The 18917-nt window shown below is 62.7% G+C and carries 16 protein-coding genes; 6 read left to right on the forward strand and 10 right to left on the reverse strand.

What is annotated here, in order from left to right; translation table 11 throughout:
- Nucleotides 1-32: 32 nt before the first annotated feature.
- On the forward strand, nt 33-605 hold the full coding sequence (locus H351_RS04770; protein WP_020971236.1) for a TetR/AcrR family transcriptional regulator: 573 nt from the start codon (nt 33-35) through the stop codon (nt 603-605).
- Between the two features lie 179 nt (nt 606-784).
- Nucleotides 785-913 carry a hypothetical protein gene (locus H351_RS32755; protein ID WP_003943237.1) on the forward strand — a complete coding sequence of 43 codons (129 nt, stop codon included), beginning with the start codon at nt 785-787 and terminating at the stop codon, nt 911-913.
- Between the two features lie 60 nt (nt 914-973).
- On the opposite strand, the gene H351_RS04775 is transcribed toward H351_RS32755, so the two are convergent.
- Complete coding sequence (locus H351_RS04775; RefSeq protein ID WP_029256595.1) at nt 974-1858, reverse strand: SDR family oxidoreductase; 885 nt, start codon at nt 1856-1858, stop codon at nt 974-976.
- Between the two features lie 56 nt (nt 1859-1914).
- Between H351_RS04775 and H351_RS04780 the strand changes: the two genes are divergently transcribed.
- Nucleotides 1915-2241, forward strand: coding sequence for a winged helix-turn-helix transcriptional regulator (locus H351_RS04780; protein ID WP_019745900.1), 327 nt, complete (start codon nt 1915-1917; stop codon nt 2239-2241).
- A 7-nt stretch (nt 2242-2248) separates the two neighbouring features.
- Here H351_RS04780 and H351_RS04785 read toward each other — a convergent pair whose 3' ends face one another.
- The 6 genes from H351_RS04785 to H351_RS04810 all read right to left on the reverse strand — a co-directional run bounded on the left by H351_RS04785 (nt 2249) and on the right by H351_RS04810 (nt 12297).
- Nucleotides 2249-3310, reverse strand: coding sequence for an alpha/beta hydrolase (locus H351_RS04785; protein ID WP_021333328.1), 1062 nt, complete (start codon nt 3308-3310; stop codon nt 2249-2251).
- A gap of 83 nt (nt 3311-3393) precedes the next feature.
- Entirely contained in the window at nt 3394-4863 is a 1470-nt protein-coding gene (locus H351_RS04790; protein ID WP_029256594.1) for a cellulase family glycosylhydrolase, read from the reverse strand.
- An 80-nt stretch (nt 4864-4943) separates the two neighbouring features.
- Entirely contained in the window at nt 4944-7067 is a 2124-nt protein-coding gene (locus tag H351_RS04795; RefSeq protein WP_029256593.1) for a phosphocholine-specific phospholipase C, read from the reverse strand.
- A 104-nt stretch (nt 7068-7171) separates the two neighbouring features.
- Entirely contained in the window at nt 7172-8917 is a 1746-nt protein-coding gene (locus H351_RS04800; RefSeq protein WP_244891441.1) for an Ig-like domain-containing protein, read from the reverse strand.
- A 29-nt stretch (nt 8918-8946) separates the two neighbouring features.
- Nucleotides 8947-10089: an Ig-like domain-containing protein gene (locus tag H351_RS04805; protein WP_020909591.1), complete on the reverse strand. Its 1143-nt coding sequence runs from the start codon at nt 10087-10089 to the stop codon at nt 8947-8949.
- Between the two features lie 270 nt (nt 10090-10359).
- Nucleotides 10360-12297, reverse strand: coding sequence for an O-acetyl-ADP-ribose deacetylase (locus H351_RS04810; RefSeq protein ID WP_029256591.1), 1938 nt, complete (start codon nt 12295-12297; stop codon nt 10360-10362).
- A gap of 78 nt (nt 12298-12375) precedes the next feature.
- On the opposite strand from H351_RS04810, the gene H351_RS04815 reads away from it, so the two are divergent.
- From H351_RS04815 to H351_RS04825, 3 genes are all read left to right on the forward strand, one after another.
- On the forward strand, nt 12376-13056 hold the full coding sequence (locus tag H351_RS04815; RefSeq protein ID WP_021333334.1) for an NUDIX hydrolase: 681 nt from the start codon (nt 12376-12378) through the stop codon (nt 13054-13056).
- A 61-nt stretch (nt 13057-13117) separates the two neighbouring features.
- Complete coding sequence (locus tag H351_RS04820) at nt 13118-14242, forward strand: NAD(P)H-dependent amine dehydrogenase family protein (protein ID WP_029256590.1); 1125 nt, start codon at nt 13118-13120, stop codon at nt 14240-14242.
- Nucleotides 14239-14718, forward strand: coding sequence for a carboxymuconolactone decarboxylase family protein (locus tag H351_RS04825; RefSeq protein WP_003943220.1), 480 nt, complete (start codon nt 14239-14241; stop codon nt 14716-14718). The genes H351_RS04820 and H351_RS04825 overlap by 4 nt, the downstream gene beginning before the upstream one ends.
- Before the next feature lie 2 nt (nt 14719-14720).
- Here H351_RS04825 and H351_RS04830 read toward each other — a convergent pair whose 3' ends face one another.
- Genes H351_RS04830 through casG form a run of 3 tightly spaced genes read right to left on the reverse strand, consistent with a single transcriptional unit; the run spans nt 14721 to nt 18902 of the window.
- Complete coding sequence (locus tag H351_RS04830; RefSeq protein ID WP_029256589.1) at nt 14721-15509, reverse strand: SDR family NAD(P)-dependent oxidoreductase; 789 nt, start codon at nt 15507-15509, stop codon at nt 14721-14723.
- Nucleotides 15499-17244, reverse strand: a complete 1746-nt coding sequence (locus H351_RS04835; RefSeq protein ID WP_029256588.1) for an N-acyl-D-amino-acid deacylase family protein — start codon at nt 17242-17244, stop codon at nt 15499-15501. The genes H351_RS04830 and H351_RS04835 overlap by 11 nt, the downstream gene beginning before the upstream one ends.
- Nucleotides 17241-18902, reverse strand: coding sequence for a steroid-24-oyl-CoA synthetase (casG, locus tag H351_RS04840; RefSeq protein ID WP_029256587.1), 1662 nt, complete (start codon nt 18900-18902; stop codon nt 17241-17243). Before casG ends, H351_RS04835 begins: the two co-directional genes overlap by 4 nt.
- Nucleotides 18903-18917: the final 15 nt, after the last annotated feature.

The following is an 18917-nucleotide window of genomic DNA, read 5'->3' on the forward strand; positions in this document are numbered from 1 at the left end:
TATGGAACTTACCCATACGGTACCGTACGGAGGTGACGAATGCCCGCGCCCGACTCTCCCGTGATCAGTGGATCGATGCTGCTTTCGAGGCTCTGACCAGCCACGGGCCAGGTTCCGTCGCTGTGGAGAAGGTGGCACGCACGCTGGGATCGACCAAGGGTTCCTTCTATTGGCATTTTGCGAACCGTGACGAATTGCTGCAGGCTGCGCTCGATCGATGGGAAGTTCTGGCAACCGAGCGACTGATCTCTTCCGTCGAGGCCTCCGGCGAACCGGCAGAGGTGAGGTTGCGTCGCCTGGTCGACGCGGTCACAACCGGACTGGCCGGTCGCCGTGCGGAGTTGGAACTGCTTGCCGGGATCGACCATCCTGTGGTTTCGGCGGCGGTTCGACGTGTCACCGAGCGTCGAGTCGCCTACATCGTGACGTTGTTGGTCGATCTGGGGATGGACAGGCAGAAAGCGGAACATCGTGGCGTACTTGCCTATTCGATGTACCTGGGGCAGATGCAATTGGTGCACAGTGCGCCAGATGTGGTTCCTGGCAGCGGTGCGGACGCTCACGCGCTCGCCGACGAGTTCGTGAGCATGGTTCTGGCCGGGTAAGTCCGCCATCGAATGCAGCGTGATCTGCGCATCACCCTGCGCTTTCAGGTGAGGGACCACACATTGCGCGTAACCCATAGTTACAGATACTTTGAGGTCAGCTGAAGTGGGGTGCCGGATATGTCGGCATTTCCCGGAGGCGCAAAACCGTTTCACGACAGGAAGAAAGGTGACTCACCATGAGCGTTGTGCTTATTTCGTTGCTGGTCGCCGCTGGACTCACCGTGCTGGCCACCAGTGACGGTGCCGGTCTGGACTTCGGGAGTCGGCAGCTGAACCGCCAGTTGAAGACCCGCACGCACCGGTAACCCCGGAAATCGGCCGGCTCCACGCGATACTTCGCGGAGCCGGCCTTTTGCGTTGTCCGGTCAGTTCACCCCGAGATCTGCCAGCCAGGCCCGCGTGCTGCGGGCAGTGATACCCAAGGCAGCAGTAGAACCCGTCGCGGAGTCGAACGCGACGCTGTCGGCAGATTCGAGTCCCGTGTAGAGCTGGGAAACCCCGGCTGCTGCACCCGCTCCGATGATCGGCGCAATCGATGCACCGAAGGCATCGGGTGTCACGGCTTCGAAAGTTACCGCGCGCGAGAAGTGTTCGGCGAATGCCTCGGCCAATTCGATACCGGTGATCGCCGGAATCTGTCCGATGTCGACCGCGTCCGGTGCTACGTCGAGAGTCAGGGCCGCGACGGCTGCATCAGCGACGTCGAGATGTGAACTCCATGCGACCGCGAGATCGGCACGCAGTGGGTAACGCAGGACGCCTTCGTCTTTCACTCCCGACAGCACAGTGGGCAGAAGAAGATTCTCGAGGAACAAACGTGGGGTCAGAACGGTCACCGCGATGCCTTCGGCGCGAAGTCCGTCGACGAGCTCGGAGAGAACGGGTGTGTTGGGACCGGCAAGCGGCGAAGCAGCGTCGCCGATCACCGTGCCGCTGGTAGAGATCACGAACCGCGAAGGGCGCGCCGCTCTCGCTGCAGCCAGAACATTGTGGGCATAACCAGCTAGCGTCTCGGTGTCTCCGGCGAGTGGCAGGTGAAAGAACACCCCGTCCGCCCCGCGATAAGCGTCGGCGAGAGAGTCGACTGACGCATTGTCCGCGACGACGGTGTTCGCACCCTCGAACGTCTGGTCAGGGTTACGGGTAATTGCTCGGACTTCGGCCCCTGCCGATCCGGCGAGAGCCGCGACCAATCCTGCGAGAACGGGAGAGCCCTGTGCGCCGGTGGCGCCATGCACTGTGTAAGTCATGACGCCTATAGTTCACATCGGGAACCAGTTACTTCAAGTGAACTAATGGGGAATCGATGAGTGAATCAGGTCACGTGCTTCCGGAGTGCGGCGTCGCGCGCTTCCTGCTGGTCCTGGACGGGCCGTGGGCAACGCTGATCGTTCGTGAGCTCACGCACGGCCCCATGCGCTTCACGGAACTACGACGCGCTTTGCCCGGCATCAGTCCAAGGACACTGTCGGCCAGGCTCAAACGTTTCGAGGAGTTCGATCTGGTGACCCGGACTGCTTACGCCGAGGTGCCGCCGCGAGTGGAGTACGAACTCACCGCGACGGGGATGGAACTGCGCTCCGTGCTCGAAGCGATGGTCGAGTGGGCGGATCTGGCACTCCCCGTTTCCTGACGCGCCCTCAGCGCGGGCCCGAAAGTCCAACTCGCAGAGCGCCACAGGCCTCGAACATCGCGTCTTGTCCGGTGTGGCCGACGCCGGTGGTGTTGACGAAGGCATGGATCAGACCGCTGTGGCGCCTCAGTGCGACCGGGACTCCGGCCTCTCGCAGCCGGTTCGCATACGCCTCGCCCTCGTCGCGTAGTGGGTCGAAACCGGCGACCGCAACGTACGCGGGCGGTAGGCCGGCCAGGTCAGGAGTGAGCAGCGGTGAGACTCGCGGGTCGAGAGCCGAAGTGCCGCCCGACAGGTAATGGGCTGCATACCAGTCGAGTTGGGCGTCGGTGAGAAAGAAGTCGGTGCCGAACATCTTGTGCGACGGGCGCTTCGACGAAAGGTCCACCCAGGGAAAGAAGAGCAGTTGGAATGCGGGTTTGACGTCGTCTTCGGTCGTGGACTGCGCGACGACGGCAGCCAGGTTCCCGCCGGCGCTGTCTCCGCCCACTGCAATGGATTTCGGATCGGCGCCCAGTTCTGCGGCATGTTCGACGCAGTACCGGAATGCGGCGACGGCGTCGTCGATCCCGGCGGGAAAGGGGAACTCCGGTGCCAGTCGGTAGTCCACCGACAGCACACTGACTTCGCCGTGGCGGGCCAGGAAGCGGCACACACTGTCGCCGCTCTCGAGGCTGCCGAGGACGAACCCGCCGCCGTGGAAGTACACCAAAAGTGGAGCGGGCGTGGAGACCCCGGCCGGGCGATACAGCCGAGCGGAAATCGCGTGGTCTCCGGCCGGGATCTCGAGGTCGCGAACCGTTTCGATGTCGATGGGCGTACCGCCGAACAGTCGCGATTCGGCGTCGATCTGAGCTCGTCCCTCTTCGACCGGAAGATGCTCGAAGCTCGTACCTTCCACTGCCGAGAGCAATCGCAGTGCAAGCTGGATCTCGGGGTGCAGAGTCTGTCCGTCGATCTCCTTCGGCTTGCCACCGAGAATGCGCTGCGCGCCGGTCGGTAAGGCGCCAACGACATCGAGCACCACCCGCGCAACACGATCTTGGACAGACATCTTCTCCGTGGACATACTCGCCTTCCGTCGGCTGATCACCCGTCGCTTGTACGTTACGAAAGAACTGGACAAATATCCAGGAACTGCGACGCTCGCGATCAGCTTGCCGGCGTCACCGTGACTGTGACGGGGCCCGCGTCGTCCGCGGTTTCCACTGTGAGAAGCCGACTTTGGGGATTCCAGTTCACGATGTCGGCGCCTGCGACGTCGACGCCGCCGGGAAAGCCGCTCTCGGGTAGGTAGATCTCGGTCGGTGCCGTCACCGCGGGGTTCGGGGTGAACGTCAACTGAAGGCGGTCAACGCTCGAGGACCATTCGGTGGGTGTGCCAGCGACGGCACGCGGATACGGCTTGTTCAGGGTGTCGACGAGGAGTGTCTGTGTTCCGTCCGGCAGGTACGGGCCCCAAGGCCCGGGATCACTGGACCAGTACGAGACGCCCGCGCCGAGTTCTCGGGCGGTCGTGTAGACGCGGTCGACGTAGTCGGTTGCGCCGGGCAGTGTTGTGTCGAGCCCGAATTCGCCGAGAATGACCGGGACGCCGCCGAGTACGTTTCCGGCGATGTGTTCGACGCTGTCGCGCCAGGTGTCGATGGTCGCGTCGGTGAGTGTGCGTGAGAGGCCGGAGTATCCGTCACCGAGGTCGAGGGGCAGTGGGTACAGGTGTGGGCAGTAGGCGATTCGCTGTTCGCCGGCTCGCGGGTCGTTGATCTTCGTGAGTCCGCTGGGGACACCTTGGTTGACGCCGACGGCCTGCGGGGCCACACACACCCAGCTGTCCTGATCAACTTCCCTGATGGCGTTGGTGGTTCGCTGATACAGGGCAGCGAGGGGCCCACCTTCGAACGCGGGGCCTTGGAGGGAACCGCCCCACGGCTCGTTCATCAGGTCGTATGCCACGACGGTGTCATTGCCTGCAAAACGTTCGGCCACCGCCTGCCATGCGTTCGCGTAGTGCTCGACCAGTTCGGGGTGTTGGCCGGTGGTGTTCCAGAAGTTGTCGAATGCGCGCATCACGCCGGGTTGGATGTAGTACAGCTCCCAGCGGTCTTGAGGGCTGACCGGAAGGCCGTCCATGTATGTCGCCCAGGCCGGTGCGCCGTTGCCGATGTTGCCTGCGCCGTTGCCGCTGTTGCCCTCTGGTGTGATCGCGCCGGAGTAGACGTCTTGATGCATGTCGAGCATGACCTTGTAGCCGCGCTCGGCGTACCAGCTGACCCGGTCCTCGACGCGGTCGAGATACGCCTGGTCGTACTGTCCTGGTTCCGGTTCGACCGAACGCCAGGAGATCAGGAACCGCACGAAATTTGTTCCCATGTCGGCATGTTCGCGTTCGAGGTCGGCTTCGGTGAACTTCGGCATGCCGTCGGGTGCGCTTTTTGCGCTCGACGCCGTGTTGAACCCTCGCAGGATCAAGGAGCGGCCGGCGTCGTCGGTCAGGTACGACGGCGGCACGTCCGTGCCGCCGGCGCTCCCTGACGTGGGCAGGCTGCCCTGAGCCGCGGCAATACCGCCGCCCAGTATCAGTGAGCCCGCGACTATCAGTGCTGAGAGCGGGATACGGCGCACGGAAACTCCTCCTGGATGTGTGGATGGATTGACTTGTCCGACTGGGGATTCAGACCTGGTCTTGATCACTCGATGTCGATTCACGTCGGTTGGCTTACGCTGGTACGCCCGTTTTCGATGTGTCCGACGAGCACCCGCTTGAATTCAGGATCTTCGTCGACCGTCACGGTGGCCTGATACCAGCTGTCCACCGACGCCACCGCCCACCGGCCGCGTGCGCCGGCAGCGAGCTTCCGTCGGTCTCCGTCGACGTCGACGGAGAGTGCACGACTTCCGGAATTGTTCGCGGTCAGTACAAGCGCGCGCGACCCTGCGTCGATGGTTGTCGAGACGTCGAGCGAAGCTGCCGCACTGTCTGTCGCTCCACTGAACTCGCGCCTGAAACCATTGGGACCCAACAGGGTCAGGCTGTAGACGCGATCACTGAGCGCAACGATGTCATCGACCTCGCCCAGGAGGTCGTAATGCCGTGGCTCGTCGAACTCACCTGCGTACGGGTACAAGGCCAGGTGAGTTGATGCGGCACCGGCATTGACCAGATGGACCGTCAACGAGCCGGTTTCCGGGTTCACCGTCGTGTAGGCGTCGGGCTGATAGGGAAGGGCCCGTGCTGGTCGAGTGCCGCTTTCCTGCAGGGGCATTCTCTGTTCGGTGGGTGGGGTCGGTGTCCACCGCGGTTCCAGAGGCGGAGTGGGCTGCGGGCGCGCCAAAGTCGGTCGGCTACGCGGGTTGGCGAAGTCGAACGCCGACGTCAGGTCGCCACTCACCGTGCGTCGCCACCGGTCGATTTCCGGCTGCGTGATTCCGAACCGCTTCTCCAGGAATTGCGTGACGGACGTGTGGTCGAACACTTGTGAACAAACGAAACCGCCGACAGTCCACGGCGAGATGATCGTCATCGGCACCCTCGGGCCGAGGCCGAGCGGCTGATTGCCGACCCATTCGGTTTCGACCGAGCGCGGCGGTCGAGGTGGCGGTACATGGTCGAAGTACCCGTCGTTCTCGTCGAAGTTGACGATCACGGCCGTCTTCGCCCACAGATCGGGATCGGAGGCGACGGCGTCGAGCACTTGATAGAGCAGTGTTGCGCTCGCCGCAGGTGACGATCCCGATGGGTGCTCCGAATCCACCTCGGACGGAACGAGATAACTGACTTGCGGCAGTCGGCCCGACTCGACGTCTTTCCTGAACTCGGCGGCCAGTGTGCCGGGCCGGGATCGGTACAGTGCGCGATCGTAGAGTTGGCGATCAGCAGGCGACAGTTGGTCTGCAGCATTCTCGAGGGCCAGTACCGCTGCGTCCTGGACCGGCGCCGGCATCGACGGCAGGGCGAGATAAAACCCGGCCAAGGTCTGCAGTTCGTAAGGGAGCAGGCTTGGCCGGCCAAGCAGCCCTGCCGCCACTTTCTTGAAGGCAGTGAAGTATTCGAGGTTGTTGTCTCCGAAGTTGTCCCACTCTTGGTAGGTCTTCCAGGAAATGCCGGCGGACTGCAACCGCTCGGGAACCGTCGTCCATCCGTAGCCGGCGTGCCAGGGGTTGTAGGCCGCATTGGTTACAGCTCTTCCCTCGGGGCCGGGCGGATCCGAAGGCAGGACCGATTCGGTCGGATTAGGCGAAAGTGGCTCGTATCCGGTGTATCCAGAGACCCAATAGTTCCGGTTGGGGCTCGTCGACGTCGGAACGGAGCAGTGGTAGGCGTCGCAGATTGTGAACGAGTCCGCCAGTTCGTAATGAAAGGGAATGTCTTGCCGGTCGTAGTACGCCATCGTCGTACCGGTCTTTGCCGCAATCCAACCGTCGTGCCAGCCGTCGGCGAGTGCGGCATGTCCGCCCGCCCAGCTGTGATCCAGCCCGGTGACGTTCTGGGTGTCCATGCGTTGTGCTGCAGCGGAATCGCGGATGGGAAAGGGGAGCACAGGACCGGTAGGTCCGGGTTGTTCGAAGACGCTTTGGCCGCTGCGTAGACGCAACGCATTCGGATCCCCGAAGCCGCGAACACCCCTCAGAGCGCCGTAGTAGTGGTCGAAAGATCTGTTCTCCTGCATGACGAGGACAACATGCTCGATCGAATCGAGCCCGCCGGAGTTTGCGGGTGTCGCCAGTGCACGTTGAAGCGACGGCGGCAGAAGGGAAGCGGCGGCGACTGCAGTCGCGCCGACCCCGGCGGCGAGAAACGACCGTCGAGAAAAGGAATTCCTGGACACTTGTGCTCCATCGATCAATCAATCAGTGCTATGACTACGGCCGCGACATGCTGTTGCCGCTGCTCCGAATCGGTGCAGCGGCAACAGTGTCGAGAGAAATGCGATCAGGAACCGAAGAGACCGCCCAGCGAACCGAGGCTGCCCGAGCCGCCGTTTCCGCCATCATCAGGCGCAGCAGAAACCTTTACGACGGATTCGTCCGACGCAGACTGCGTGAATCCGCTTCGCCCGGCGTATGCCGCCTTGATCGGATGATCGCCCGTCGATGCGAAAGTGTGCGTCAGTCGCGCCACACCATCGACTCCGACGACAACGGGTTGTCCGATGGGTTGGTCACCGTCGAAGAACTGAACCGAACCCCCGCCCGGATTAGGACTGACCGTTGCGGAAAGTTCTGCCGCGACATTCTGCTTGGCCGTCGCGGGAGCTGCCAGTGAGGTCGAGGTGGTGACATCGGACGGCGCGGGATCAGACACGGTGACCGTTTGGGCCGATGCCATCGACGGCATGAATCCTGTTGCGCCGGAGTAGTAGGCCGACACTGCGTGAGATCCAGCCGAGGTGAATGCGTGTTCCAGAGTGGCTTTTCCGTCAGCGCCCACCGGGATCGGGGCACCGATATTTGCAGCGCCATCCTTGAACTGGAGAGTGCCACCAGTGGGGGTCGGCGTGACCTGCGCCCTCAGCGACACCGATACGCCCGTCTTTGCATCGGTAGGAACGTTCACGGCAGTGTCGGTCTGCTTGACGACAGGTGCGGCAGTCACCGTGACCATCGTCTCTGTCGAGTTGGAACTCTGGAATCCGTTGACTCCCTGGAACGTTGCGGAGACCCGCGCGGTTCCGGCGGTGAAGAAGGTATGCGGTAGCCGGGCAGTGCCGTCGGCACCGGGCGTGACAGGTGTACCGACGTCAGCGCCGTCCACCCTGAACTGCACGTTTCCGTTGACCGGAGCCGGATCCACCTTTGCGACAAGCTCTGTCGGTGTGCTGGCTTGGATCGAGTCGGGGATCTGGATTGTGGTGGTTGTCGGTTGGCTGACGTAGATGGTGGTCAGGGCCTGCCCACCGGCGTTGAGGCCGGAGTTCCTGTTGTCCCGCGGGGAGCAGTTGTAGCGCTCCCAGTAGTTGACTGTGAAGACATCCTTCTCGCGCTGGACGAATGTGAGCGCATTTCGGTCGTCGTCGTAGTTGGCGGAGCCGGGATCGGAAACTCGCAGCGAAGGCTTGATCTCGCTACCAGCCGCACCGGCTTTGACTGTGACGTCGACTGCGGGGAGTCGGAACTTGGTGTTGGCACCGACGATGATGCCGTCACTCGATCGAACCGCGGAGGACGGACCGTTTCCGATGGTCCGATTCGATCCGGAGATACGCAGGTGCGTACCGGATGCCGATGGATTACCGCCGTCGTCGATCTGTGTGACTGTTGGAGTGGCACTGTCGGATCCGAGGCCGTACGCACTGTCCGCCACAAGCTGGGAACTCACGAATTCGACGCCCGACGGGATGTCGAAGTCGTACTTGATCCGGGCCCAATGCACGACTCCACGGCTGGCATGGCCGCCGCCGTTTGCCTTCATCTCGTTCGGCTGCACCCGGTAGGTGATGGTCTCACCTGGTGCCGCGGTGGTCGGCGCGGTGATGGTGACCCCCGAGCCGAGCGTCTCGTTGAACGTGATCGGGCTTGCCGCACCGTCCATCTCGCGCACATGGCATGCAGTTGTGAAGGCCACGCTCTTGGTCTCGGGGGCAGCAGAGGCGGTCCCGCCGCCGGCGATCGCGAACAATCCGCCGGCCAGTACCGAGACGGTTGCAATCGCAGAGCCGCGTAACAGTTTCGAGTTCATCGACGAATCCTGGTTTCTGTTCACAGTTTTCACGACCCGAATCCGGGGGTTCCAAGGCTGCCGAGGCTACCGGTGCCAGGCTCGGGCTCGGACGGTTCGACCACGTTGATCGTCACGGCGCCCGACATCGATTCCATGAAACCGGCAGATCCCGTGTAGTACGCCGTGATGTTGTGGTCGCCCGCTGTTGTCATCGTGCGGTTGGCCTTTGCGACACCGTTGACGACGGCCACCGGAGCGCCGAGGTCGACCCCTCCGTCACGGAACTGCACTGTTCCTCCCGACGGCCAAGGAGTGACCGTTGCCGTCAGCTCCACGGAGTCACCGACGACAGCTTTACCGGGTGCGTCGATTCGCGTCTGTGTCTGAGCGAGGCTGGAGTCGACATTGATCACGGCGAGCGGCTGGCCGCCTGCGTTCAATCCGGCCGAACGATTGTCGCGTGGTGAGCAATTGGTGGTCAGCCAGTATTTGACGCCACCGAGCAGTGTCTCCTGTTGCAGGAAGGTCAGGTAGTTGGCGGCACTGTCGTAGGAACCGGAGTTGGTGTCGGAAACGCGGAGCATGGGCTTGATCTGGGTTCCCACAGCCCCTGACGTGACGGTGACGTCGACTGCCGGGAGCTGGAACGTCTTTCCTCCACCGACCTCGATTCCGCCGCCGCCGTTGTCGTCGGTGTTGGGTCCGTTGCCCGCCGTGATGTTGTTGCCGGAGATACGAAGATGCGTCCCATTCGGATCGGGTGAACCGGCATCGTTCACCCGCGTGATCGTCGGGGCGACCCCACCCAGATTCGAGCTGGTGCCGGCCACGATCTGCGCCCCCACGTAGGAGGTGCCTGCAGGGATGTCGAAATCGAACTTGAGACGCGTCCAGTTCACGACGGACCTGAGGTCGTAGCCGTCATTGGGGACCGTCATCGGCTTGGGGGCGAGTCGGTAGGTGAATGTCGAGTTCGGCGGAACCACGGTCGGGGCACTGATCGTGACGCCGGAATCACGCGTCTCGTTGTGTGTGATCGGACCGGGGAACTGCCACCCGTGACACGATGCCGTGAACGGAAGGTTCACATCAGCGGCGGATGAAACTCCCGCTCCGCCGACGACCAGGGCAACGCATCCGGTCAAGGATGCGGCCACCCCTACTCCTCGGCGCATCAACGTCGACACCATTCACATTCTCCTTGAGTAGCGCTCGAAACGATCGAGCTCTCGGCTTGAAGCCGGGTCCGGGAACCGGCCTCGAGCTGACAGAGAAGCGAATACGTCTTCGTCGTTTGCTCACCACCAGCTCAAACCCTGGAGAGGAGTAGAACACAGAGCGAGCCGCGAGATATGCGATTCGGACAAATTGTTGGACAAACGTCCAACCGGCGAAATTTCTCCACTTCACTGACCGCTCTGCACTGCTTTGACGTGGCGTGAAGTGGGCCCGGTAAACGGTCAGGCGATCGCGCGGCGCATCAGTTCTGCCGTCTCCTTGTTGAATGCGACCAGTGTGACCGTCTCGACCTCGGTCTTCGCCGCGCGAATCGCTGAAACGGCCTGTCGGACCGCATCTTCCTTCGGCCAGCCGTAGACCCCTGCCGACATCAACGGAAAGGCGACGGTTCGTGCGCCGATCGAGTCGGCAACGGCGAGACTGCGGGTGTACGCCGACCGAAGCAATCCGGATCGGTCCTCGGAGCGCGAATACCTCGGGCCGACGGTGTGAATCACGGCCTTGGCGTGGAGCTTTCCCGCGGTGGTGGCCACGGCCGCACCCACCGGGAGGCCGTCGGGAAGGCTGGTGTTGCGCAATACCTCGCAGGCCTTCAGGATCTCCGGTCCTCCGGCTCGGTGGATCGCGCCGTCGACACCGCCACCGCCGAGGAGCCTGGAGTTGGCCGCGTTGACGATGGCGTCGACGGTCAGCGTCGTGATGTCACCTTCGACGACTGTAATAGCGGGCATGGATCCTCCTGGGTACCCGACGGCTGTGTGTCCGACGGCTGTGTGTCCGACTGCTGTGTTCCAGAGTTCACGCTTCGGGCGAGCCCACGGCATAGCCGAGCGTACGTCGTAGGGATCACGTCCGATCAACATCGAGTATCGCGCCGCAACCGACGGTGTGCGACTGTGCGCCTGAACGCAATGAAGGAGTACGCGCTTTCCCTCGGCCCGCAACGCCTGGACGGTACGCGCTGCGTCGTCGAGAACGAACTCGAGGTTGGCGTTGGAATCGTGACCGTCATCGACCAACCAGAACTCGACGTGATCAGGGGCGACCTGTCGTGTTCCCATGCGGCACAGGCTGACCACGGCGTCGTAGTCCGCAGTGGACACCGCATCGACGCCGCCGAGCGTGACGCCGTCGTCATGCGGATGTGTGGTCAGGTGGTGGGTTCCGCGGAATTTCGAGTAATCGAGTTCTGCGGTCGACGGCCATCCGTTCTTGTCGTCGGTACCGCCGCGAGCAGTCTTGATCGCCAGGCGAACCAGATCGGAGGAACGGTATCCCGGCCAGCCGTGCATGATTCGGCGCCAGCGGGCGGGAACCGCCGACGCTCCCCAACGGGCGCCGAGGAGGCCACCCGCGATGGCCGCAGTCGTGTCGGTGTCCCCGCCGGCTCGTACGGCTGCTTCCAATGCGTACTGGAGGTGGCGAGCGTCGGCATTGTCCGTCGAAGTGATGGCCCACCAAGCAGTCTGAAGTGCATGCACCACCCAACCGTTCTTGGAGAAGTCCTGCGGGTTCCCGGTTTCGGCCTGATCGAGCAGCGGGCCCCAGTATTCGGCTACCTCCTGATCGGCAACGGAGAGGAAGCCTCGAACGCCGTCGAAGTTGCCGGCGACAACGGCATGGCGGATGGCATGGGTCCACAACTCACACGCCTGTCCGGCACGCGGGTCGTCGTGCGTGAGTGAACTGATCCGGTGCGCGGCCGACATGGCACCTTCTGCATCGTCCAAGTAGGAGAGGGCGACGGGAGCAGTCCGCATGAGCGAGCCGTTGCCGGCCTTGCGGCCGCTGATCGCCCGCGCACGATCCGCCATCGCCGCTGCGCTTTCGGAGCGGGCAGACAACACTGCTCGCGTCTGGTTGCCGATGTCCGCGGGCTTCGAGTCGTACCACCGGATGAACTGTGCTGCAATGGCATCAAGACCGCCAGAGCTTCCGATGTCGATTCCGGTAGCGGCCACCTCGGCGATCGCAACTGCCATCGAGGTGTCGTCGGTCCATTCTCCCGGCGCCCAGTTGAACGGGCCGCCACCGATCATGTCGATCGTGACCTCGGCCTTCGGGTAGGTGAATTCGTAGCCGGCGCCGAGTGCGTCTCCTGCTGCGGTGCCGAGCAGAACGCCGGCCGCTCGATCGGACTGCTGTGCGGTGAGTTTCATAGCCACCTCTTCGGTTCGCGATGATCGTTTGATCAACTTTGCGCTAACCATAGATCATATTTGAGATAACATGCAAGGGTGAATAAATGGACAGACACGAGCGGCAAGGGATTGACGGACTATCCGCGTCCGTCTGTGGCAGTGGACGTCGCGGTGCTGACGTACAGCGGTGGATCTCTGAAAGTTCTGGTGGTTCGGCACCGTCTCGGTGCGCTGGCGCTACCGGGAACTTTTCTGCACGAACGCGAATTGCTCACGGCCGCAGCCGATCGCGCCCTGTCGGTCAAGGCAGAGTTGGCCCAGACGAGCTTTCACCAGTTGGCGATCTTCGACCGATCGGACCGCGACGACCGTGGATGGGTTTTGTCGGTCGCGCATACGGCGGGCCTACCGGAATCGGCACTGCCCGATTCGGCGCTTCTCGTCGATGTGTACGACGACGAGGCAGTGAGCGGACTCGCGTTCGACCACGCCGACATGGTGCGACTCGCGGTCACGGACCTACGCACGAGGTATGCGTCGTACGTGGATCCGGACGGATTGTCGGGCGGGACGTTCACCGTCGCCGAACTTCGGGGACTGTACGAGGTGATCTTCGATCGTCCGTTCCAGAAGGACAGCTTCCGCCGGCAGGTGTTCGACGCGCTCGAAAGTACCGGCGAGATGAGCAGACCAGGTAACGGCCGGCCCGCCGAGACGTACCGGAGGCGGGGTGACGGCGCACTGACTGCGCAGGCAATGGCATTTTTGACCGGATGAAGTGAAACGAATTCTTGCAGTTCTGCTGACCTGACGCGCTGAGCTGGGTAATGTCCGATTGATGGGTGCAGTTTCGAATGAAGCCGAGTCCAAGATTCCGACTGTCGTGTGGGGTACCGGCAACGTCGGGCGTGCATCGATTCGCGCTGTGACAGCCAATCCGGCCCTCGAACTTGTCGGCGTCATCGTTGCCAACCCTGCAAAGGTCGGGCGAGACGCCGGTGACCTCGCGGATCTGGGAGTGCACCTGGGTGTCGCGGCTACCGACGACGCCGATGCCGTGCTCGCAGCGTCTCCCGGCGCGGTGGTCTACGCGGCGTCCGGCGACATTCGGCCCGATGACGCGGTTGCCGACATCACGCGGGCGCTGGCCGCCGGAGCTGTAGTGGTCACGCCGTCGGTGTATGCGCTGTACGACCCGAAATCTGCGCCTCCCGAACTTCGTGATCCCGTCGAAGCTGCAGCCAAGGCGGGCGGCGGCGCTCTGTTCGTCTCCGGTATCGACCCAGGCTGGGGCAACGACGTCCTGCCGATTCTCGTCAGCGGGCTCGCGGGGACAATCGACCAGATCCGGTGTCAGGAAATCTTCGACTACACGACCTACGAACAGCCGGATTCTGTCCGCTACCTGATCGGGATGGGTCAGCCGATGGACTACGAACCTCCGATGGTCGCGCCCAGTGTTCCCACCATGGTCTGGGGCGGGCAGATTCGGCTCATCGCCCGAGCGCTCGGGGTGGAACTCGACGAGATCCGCGAGACCTTGCTGCGCCGCCCGCTCGAGGAAACCGTGTCGACCGAACATATGGGGGAGTTCGCGGCTGGCACCCAAGGCGCACTGCGATTCGAGGTTCAGGGAATCGTCGGCGGGGAACCCCTGATCGTGATCGAACACGTCACGCGTATTCATCCGTCCTGTGCCCGCGACTGGCCGCTCCCGCCCGACGGAGGTGACGGCGCGCACAAGGTGATCGTCGAAGGACGACCACGAATCGAGATCAACGTCGAAGCCACCGATGAAGGTGGAAACCGCGCGGCCGGTGGAAATGCCACGGCCGTAGGACGTCTCGTCAACGCAATTCCGTGGCTACGTCAGGCTGAACCCGGCCTCTACGACGCGCTGGACGTTCCGCTCACACCCGGCGTCGGCAAGCTCGGTGCCCGAAACTCGGAGGTACTCACATGAATATCGACATACCCGAAGGTAAGAACCCGATCGGCTACGTGTGGGGCGAGATGGTTCCCGGCATCGGGCCCGCGGCCGCCGGTTTCTCCCAAAAGGTCTACACGGACGGCACTCTCGGACTCCGTGAGTTCGAGGCGGCCAGGCTTCGGATCGCTCAGATCAACGGGTGCATCTTCTGTCAGGACTGGCGCACCGAGCGTGACGGCGAGACTGTGGAGTCGACGTTCGATCAGTCTGTCACCGACTGGCGCACCACAGATGCCTTCGACGACAGGACACGCCTCGCTGCCGAATACGCCGAGAGATACGCCCTCGACCACCACGGGCTCGACGACGAGTTCTGGGAACGCATGACAGCTCACTACTCCCAGCGAGAAATCGTCGAGTTGAGCATGTGCCTCGGATCGTGGTTGGCTTTCGGCCGGCTCAACCACGTCCTCGGCCTCGACACTCAATGTGTGTTGCCCGGCAACTGAACCTAGTTGCCCAGCGTCGTCAGATCCGGGTAGTTCGAGACCTCCCAGCCGCCGTCGACGACCAGACTGGTTCCGGTGATGTACGAGGCGTCGTCGCTGGCGAGATAGAGGCAGGGGCCCGCGATCTCGTCGGGAGTTGCCGCTCGGGACATGGGGATTCGGCTGAGAAACATGTCGCGGGCGGGTTCGTAGTTCATGACCGGCGCGACCAGTGGCGTGTCGACCAGGCCGGGTAGAACGGCATTGACCCGGATCCCCGACGCAGCGAGTTCGATCGCGGCATTCTTGCTGAACATCTCGACCCCGGCTTTGCCTGTCGCGTACGCGCTCCCGTAGGGGCTCGGCACGTGCGCGTTCAATGAGGACACGTTGACTATCGCACCACCGCGACCATGCTCTCGGATATGCCGCGCTTCATGTTTGGTGCAGAGGAAGACGCCCTTCTGCACCAGGTCGATGGTGAAGTCCCAGTCGGCCTCGTCGAGGTCGACGATCTGCCCCACCCTCGACGCCCCGGCAACGTTGAAAGCCAGATCGATACCGCCGAATTCCGCAGCCGCAGCGGCAATAGCCTCGGCAACATCGGATTCCTTGGTGACGTCAGCGGGAACGGCGAGGAAAGACGCGCCGTGCTGGGAGGCTATCTCCTTCAAACCCTCTGCATCGATGTCTATTCCGGCTACCTGTGCGCCTTCGCCGATAAGTCGTAGTGCGATGGCTGCACCGATACCTGATGCTGCGCCGGTGACAACCGCGGTTTTGCCGGCAAATCTGGACGTGTTAATGGGCACCTGCTTTCAAGAACTTTCCGGTTCGGCGGTTGCCGAGAACGGGTGCTGCTTCTCCGTCGCCGAAGACGTACTCGCCGCCGACGAACACTGCGGTGACGGTCTGATCGTTGCGATTGACCATGCGGGAGAGGTTGTCGTACTCCGCGACCGGATTTTCGGCGTACGCCTCGAGTGAATCGTCGAGATGGGCGGGATCGATCACAACCAGGTCGGCGCGGTCACCTAATCGAAGGTGCCCGGCATCGACGTCGTACCACTCGGCCAGTTCGCCGGTGAGGCGATGCACCGCTGCCTCGACGGTCATGAAGGGACGGCCGACCTTTTGGGCATCGTAGACACGTCGTAGCAGTCGTAAGCCGAAGTTGTAGAACGCCATGTTGCGCAAATGCGCTCCGGCGTCGGAGAACCCGAGTTGGACGCCGTTGTCCTGGGCGAACTTGTCCAGAATCTCCGGTCGGTGGTTCGAGATGGTTGTGCGCCAACGCACTTTCGTGCCGTGTTCGAGGACCAGATCCAGGAATGCATCGACAGGGTGGAGGCCGCCTCGTTCGACGCCGACCTGCCCGAAGCTCTTGCCGACAAGGGATTCGTCGGGGCAGGAGACGATTTCGGCGTCGAAGAAGTCGCGGTGCCAGACTTTGACGCCGAATTTTTGATCGTAGTCCTTGCGGAATTGCCGACGGTACTTCTCGCTCTGCATCAGAACGTTGCGTTCCATCTCGTCGGTCAGATGCAGTGCTGCAGCGCCGGATCCGAACTCCTCGAAGACAACCAGGTCGATGCCGTCGGCATATACCTCGAAGGGAACTGGCAGGTGCTGCCAGCGCAGGTCGCCGCCGAGTCGATTGACCAAGTGTGCCAGTGGGCCGAGGATCACCACGGCCAACTTGTTGGACTTGATGTCGGCCGCCGAAAGCATGCTCGTCTTGAGTCGCTTACGCCAGATACCCGCGCTGGAGAACGCCATCGCTCCGGTACTCATCGGGTTGGAGAGGTCAGGTCCGGCCTGAAATACCCGTCCTCGGCGGCGCAGGATCGCATTGAGTCGGCGTCGTTCTTTCGTGGTTGCATACGTCGACGGCAGCGTGCGTGAGCGGCAGGTCTCACCGTCGAGTTTGTCGAACAACAATTGCTGACTGGACATCCCGACGAATCCTGCGTCGAGAGCTTCGGTCAACTGTGCTTCCATCGACGCGAGTTCGGTGTCGGTGGGGTGCACGTCCTTCCTGGTAGCACGATCCAGTCCCATCTCGGCGGCTCGCATGTCGGAGTGTCCGATGAAGGCTGCAATGTTGGGACCTAGCGGAAGCGCCTCGAGCGCAGCAACATACTCTCTCGCGGAGTTCCAGGTCTTGGCCCGCGTGAGTGCTTCGACGACGTGCTTGCGTGGGATAGCTTCGACGCGGCCGAAAAGGTCGCCGGCGTCCGACGGGCTGGCGTGAATGGTGGACAGGGAACACGATCCGACAAAGATCGACGTGACCCCGTGTCTGAGAGATTCGCTCAGCGCCGGGCCTTCGAGGATCTCGACGTCGTAGTGAGTGTGGATGTCCACAATGCCCGGGATCACCCACTTGCGCCGCGCGTCGATGACACGGGGACAGTCGGTTTCGTCGAGTGGATCGAGGGAGATGGCAGTGACCAGCCCGCCGCTGATACCCAGATTGCGGACAGCTGGTTTCGCCCCGGTGCCGTCGAACCACAGACCGTTGTTGATCACGGCGTCGTAGGTCATGAGATAGCCACCTTTGCGCGTATCGTCTTCCCGGTTGCATTGCGAGGCAGAGGAGTTGTGCTCAGTTTCCACTTCACCGGCACCTTGAAGTAGGCCAGTCGTTCGGCGACATAGTCGCGTAGTTCTTCTTCGGTCGCCGCTCGCTCGCTGCGAAGAACGACAACGGCCGCCACTTCTTGACCGAGGTCTGCCGAATCAATGCCGATCACAGCGCATTCGAGTACCGCGGGATGCTCGTCGATGCACTGCTCGATTTCGAGAGGGTAGACGTTCTCGCCGCCGCGCAGGATCAGATCGGACCGGCGGCCCGTCAGGCGGAGTCGGCCGTCTTCGAGAACTCCGAAGTCGCCGGTTCGGAGCCATCGGTCGGGACCGATGGCGGCAGCAGTCGCAGTCTCGTCGTTCCAGTATCCCGACATCACATATGGACTGCGAGCGCAGATTTCGCCCTCCTCGCCGTCGGGAACCGCAACACCGAATGGATCACGGACCTCCACACTCACACCGATGATGGGTCGTCCGAGAGTTCCGGGGAACGCGGCGAGTTCTGGTGGCGTGGCAACCGAAATGCCGGTGGAGGATTCGGTGAGCCCGTAGCTGTCGACCAAGGTGTGCTGCGCAAAAGGCAGTCGTGCGCGCAGGCGGTCCTGCAAGGCCGGAGATGACGGCGCAGACGCGAGTGCAAAGGCGCTCAGTGAGGTCAGGTCGTACTTCTCGAGACTGCCATGTTCGAGGAGACGGGTTGCCATGGTGGGGACCACCGCCCAGTTGGTGACCTTCTCGCGTTCGACAAGGGAAAGGACTTCGTCGACGTCGAAGGCGCCCTGGTGGATGACCACCGCTCCGCCCGTTGCGAGTCGTGGGATCGCCAGGTTATGCAGGCTTGCAATGTGAAACAGCGGCGCGGTCAGCAGATACCGCAAGTCACTGGGTCGGCCGTCACTGGGTCGGCCGGTGAACGCCGCAGCGAGGCGATCGCTGTAGCGGTGGTAGTCGATGACGGCCAACACGTTTCGATGAGTGTGAACAGCTCCCTTGGGGCGGCCGCTGGTTCCGCTCGTGTAAAGAATGACGGCCGGATCGTCCTCGTCGACGGACGTGCGGGGCAGTGCCGAACCCGAATACTTCTCCATCAAGGCCGGTAGATCTTCTTCCATCGTGAGCACGGGAACATCGGTGTTCACTTCGGAAAGAACTTGTGCGCGTTTGGCGTCGGCGATCACCACGGTGGGAGTGGTGTGATCGATGCCGTACTGCACTTCACGGGCCACCCACCACGAGTTGAACCCGACGGCGATGGCGCCAAGCGACTGAGCCGCCCAGAAGGTCATCACCCATTCCGGCGTATTGGCGGCGAGGATGCCCACCCGATCGCCCTTGCGAACGCCGTAACGCTCGCGCAGCGCAGTGGCCAATGCTGCTACGGCCTCGCCGTGCTCGAGGTAGCTGTAGCGTCGGTCCTTGGTCACCAGGTAGTCGCGTGATCCGTAATCGAAGGATGCAGCGAGCACGTCGCCGAGTGCCTTGTCACGGTTCTTCATGACGGGCATCGAGCTGCCGAGTACATCCTCGACTTGCATCTCGAAAGGACCACCAGGGCCGGTCAGCCCAGCCATGACGGACGCGATGAATGCTTGTGTATCAGCGGAAGTAGTCACGTGAAGTGCCTTTCG

Source organism: Rhodococcus erythropolis R138 (assembly GCF_000696675.2).
GTDB lineage: Bacteria > Actinomycetota > Actinomycetes > Mycobacteriales > Mycobacteriaceae > Rhodococcus_F > Rhodococcus_F erythropolis.

Excerpts from the sequence above, each read along its gene's own strand:
- H351_RS04785 (WP_021333328.1), bottom strand. The coding sequence starts at position 3,310 with ATGTCCACGGAGAAGATGTCTGTCCAAGATCGTGTTGCGCGGGTGGTG.
- H351_RS04825 (WP_003943220.1), top strand. The coding sequence starts at position 14,239 with ATGAATATCGACATACCCGAAGGTAAGAACCCGATCGGCTACGTGTGG.
- H351_RS04775 (WP_029256595.1), bottom strand. The coding sequence starts at position 1,858 with ATGACTTACACAGTGCATGGCGCCACCGGCGCACAGGGCTCTCCCGTT.
- H351_RS04800 (WP_244891441.1), bottom strand. The coding sequence starts at position 8,917 with ATGAACTCGAAACTGTTACGCGGCTCTGCGATTGCAACCGTCTCGGTA.
- H351_RS04820 (WP_029256590.1), top strand. The coding sequence starts at position 13,118 with ATGGGTGCAGTTTCGAATGAAGCCGAGTCCAAGATTCCGACTGTCGTG.
- H351_RS04835 (WP_029256588.1), bottom strand. The coding sequence starts at position 17,244 with ATGACCTACGACGCCGTGATCAACAACGGTCTGTGGTTCGACGGCACC.
- H351_RS04805 (WP_020909591.1), bottom strand. The coding sequence starts at position 10,089 with ATGGTGTCGACGTTGATGCGCCGAGGAGTAGGGGTGGCCGCATCCTTG.
- H351_RS04780 (WP_019745900.1), top strand. The coding sequence starts at position 1,915 with ATGAGTGAATCAGGTCACGTGCTTCCGGAGTGCGGCGTCGCGCGCTTC.
- H351_RS04810 (WP_029256591.1), bottom strand. The coding sequence starts at position 12,297 with ATGAAACTCACCGCACAGCAGTCCGATCGAGCGGCCGGCGTTCTGCTC.
- H351_RS32755 (WP_003943237.1), top strand. The coding sequence starts at position 785 with ATGAGCGTTGTGCTTATTTCGTTGCTGGTCGCCGCTGGACTCACCGTG.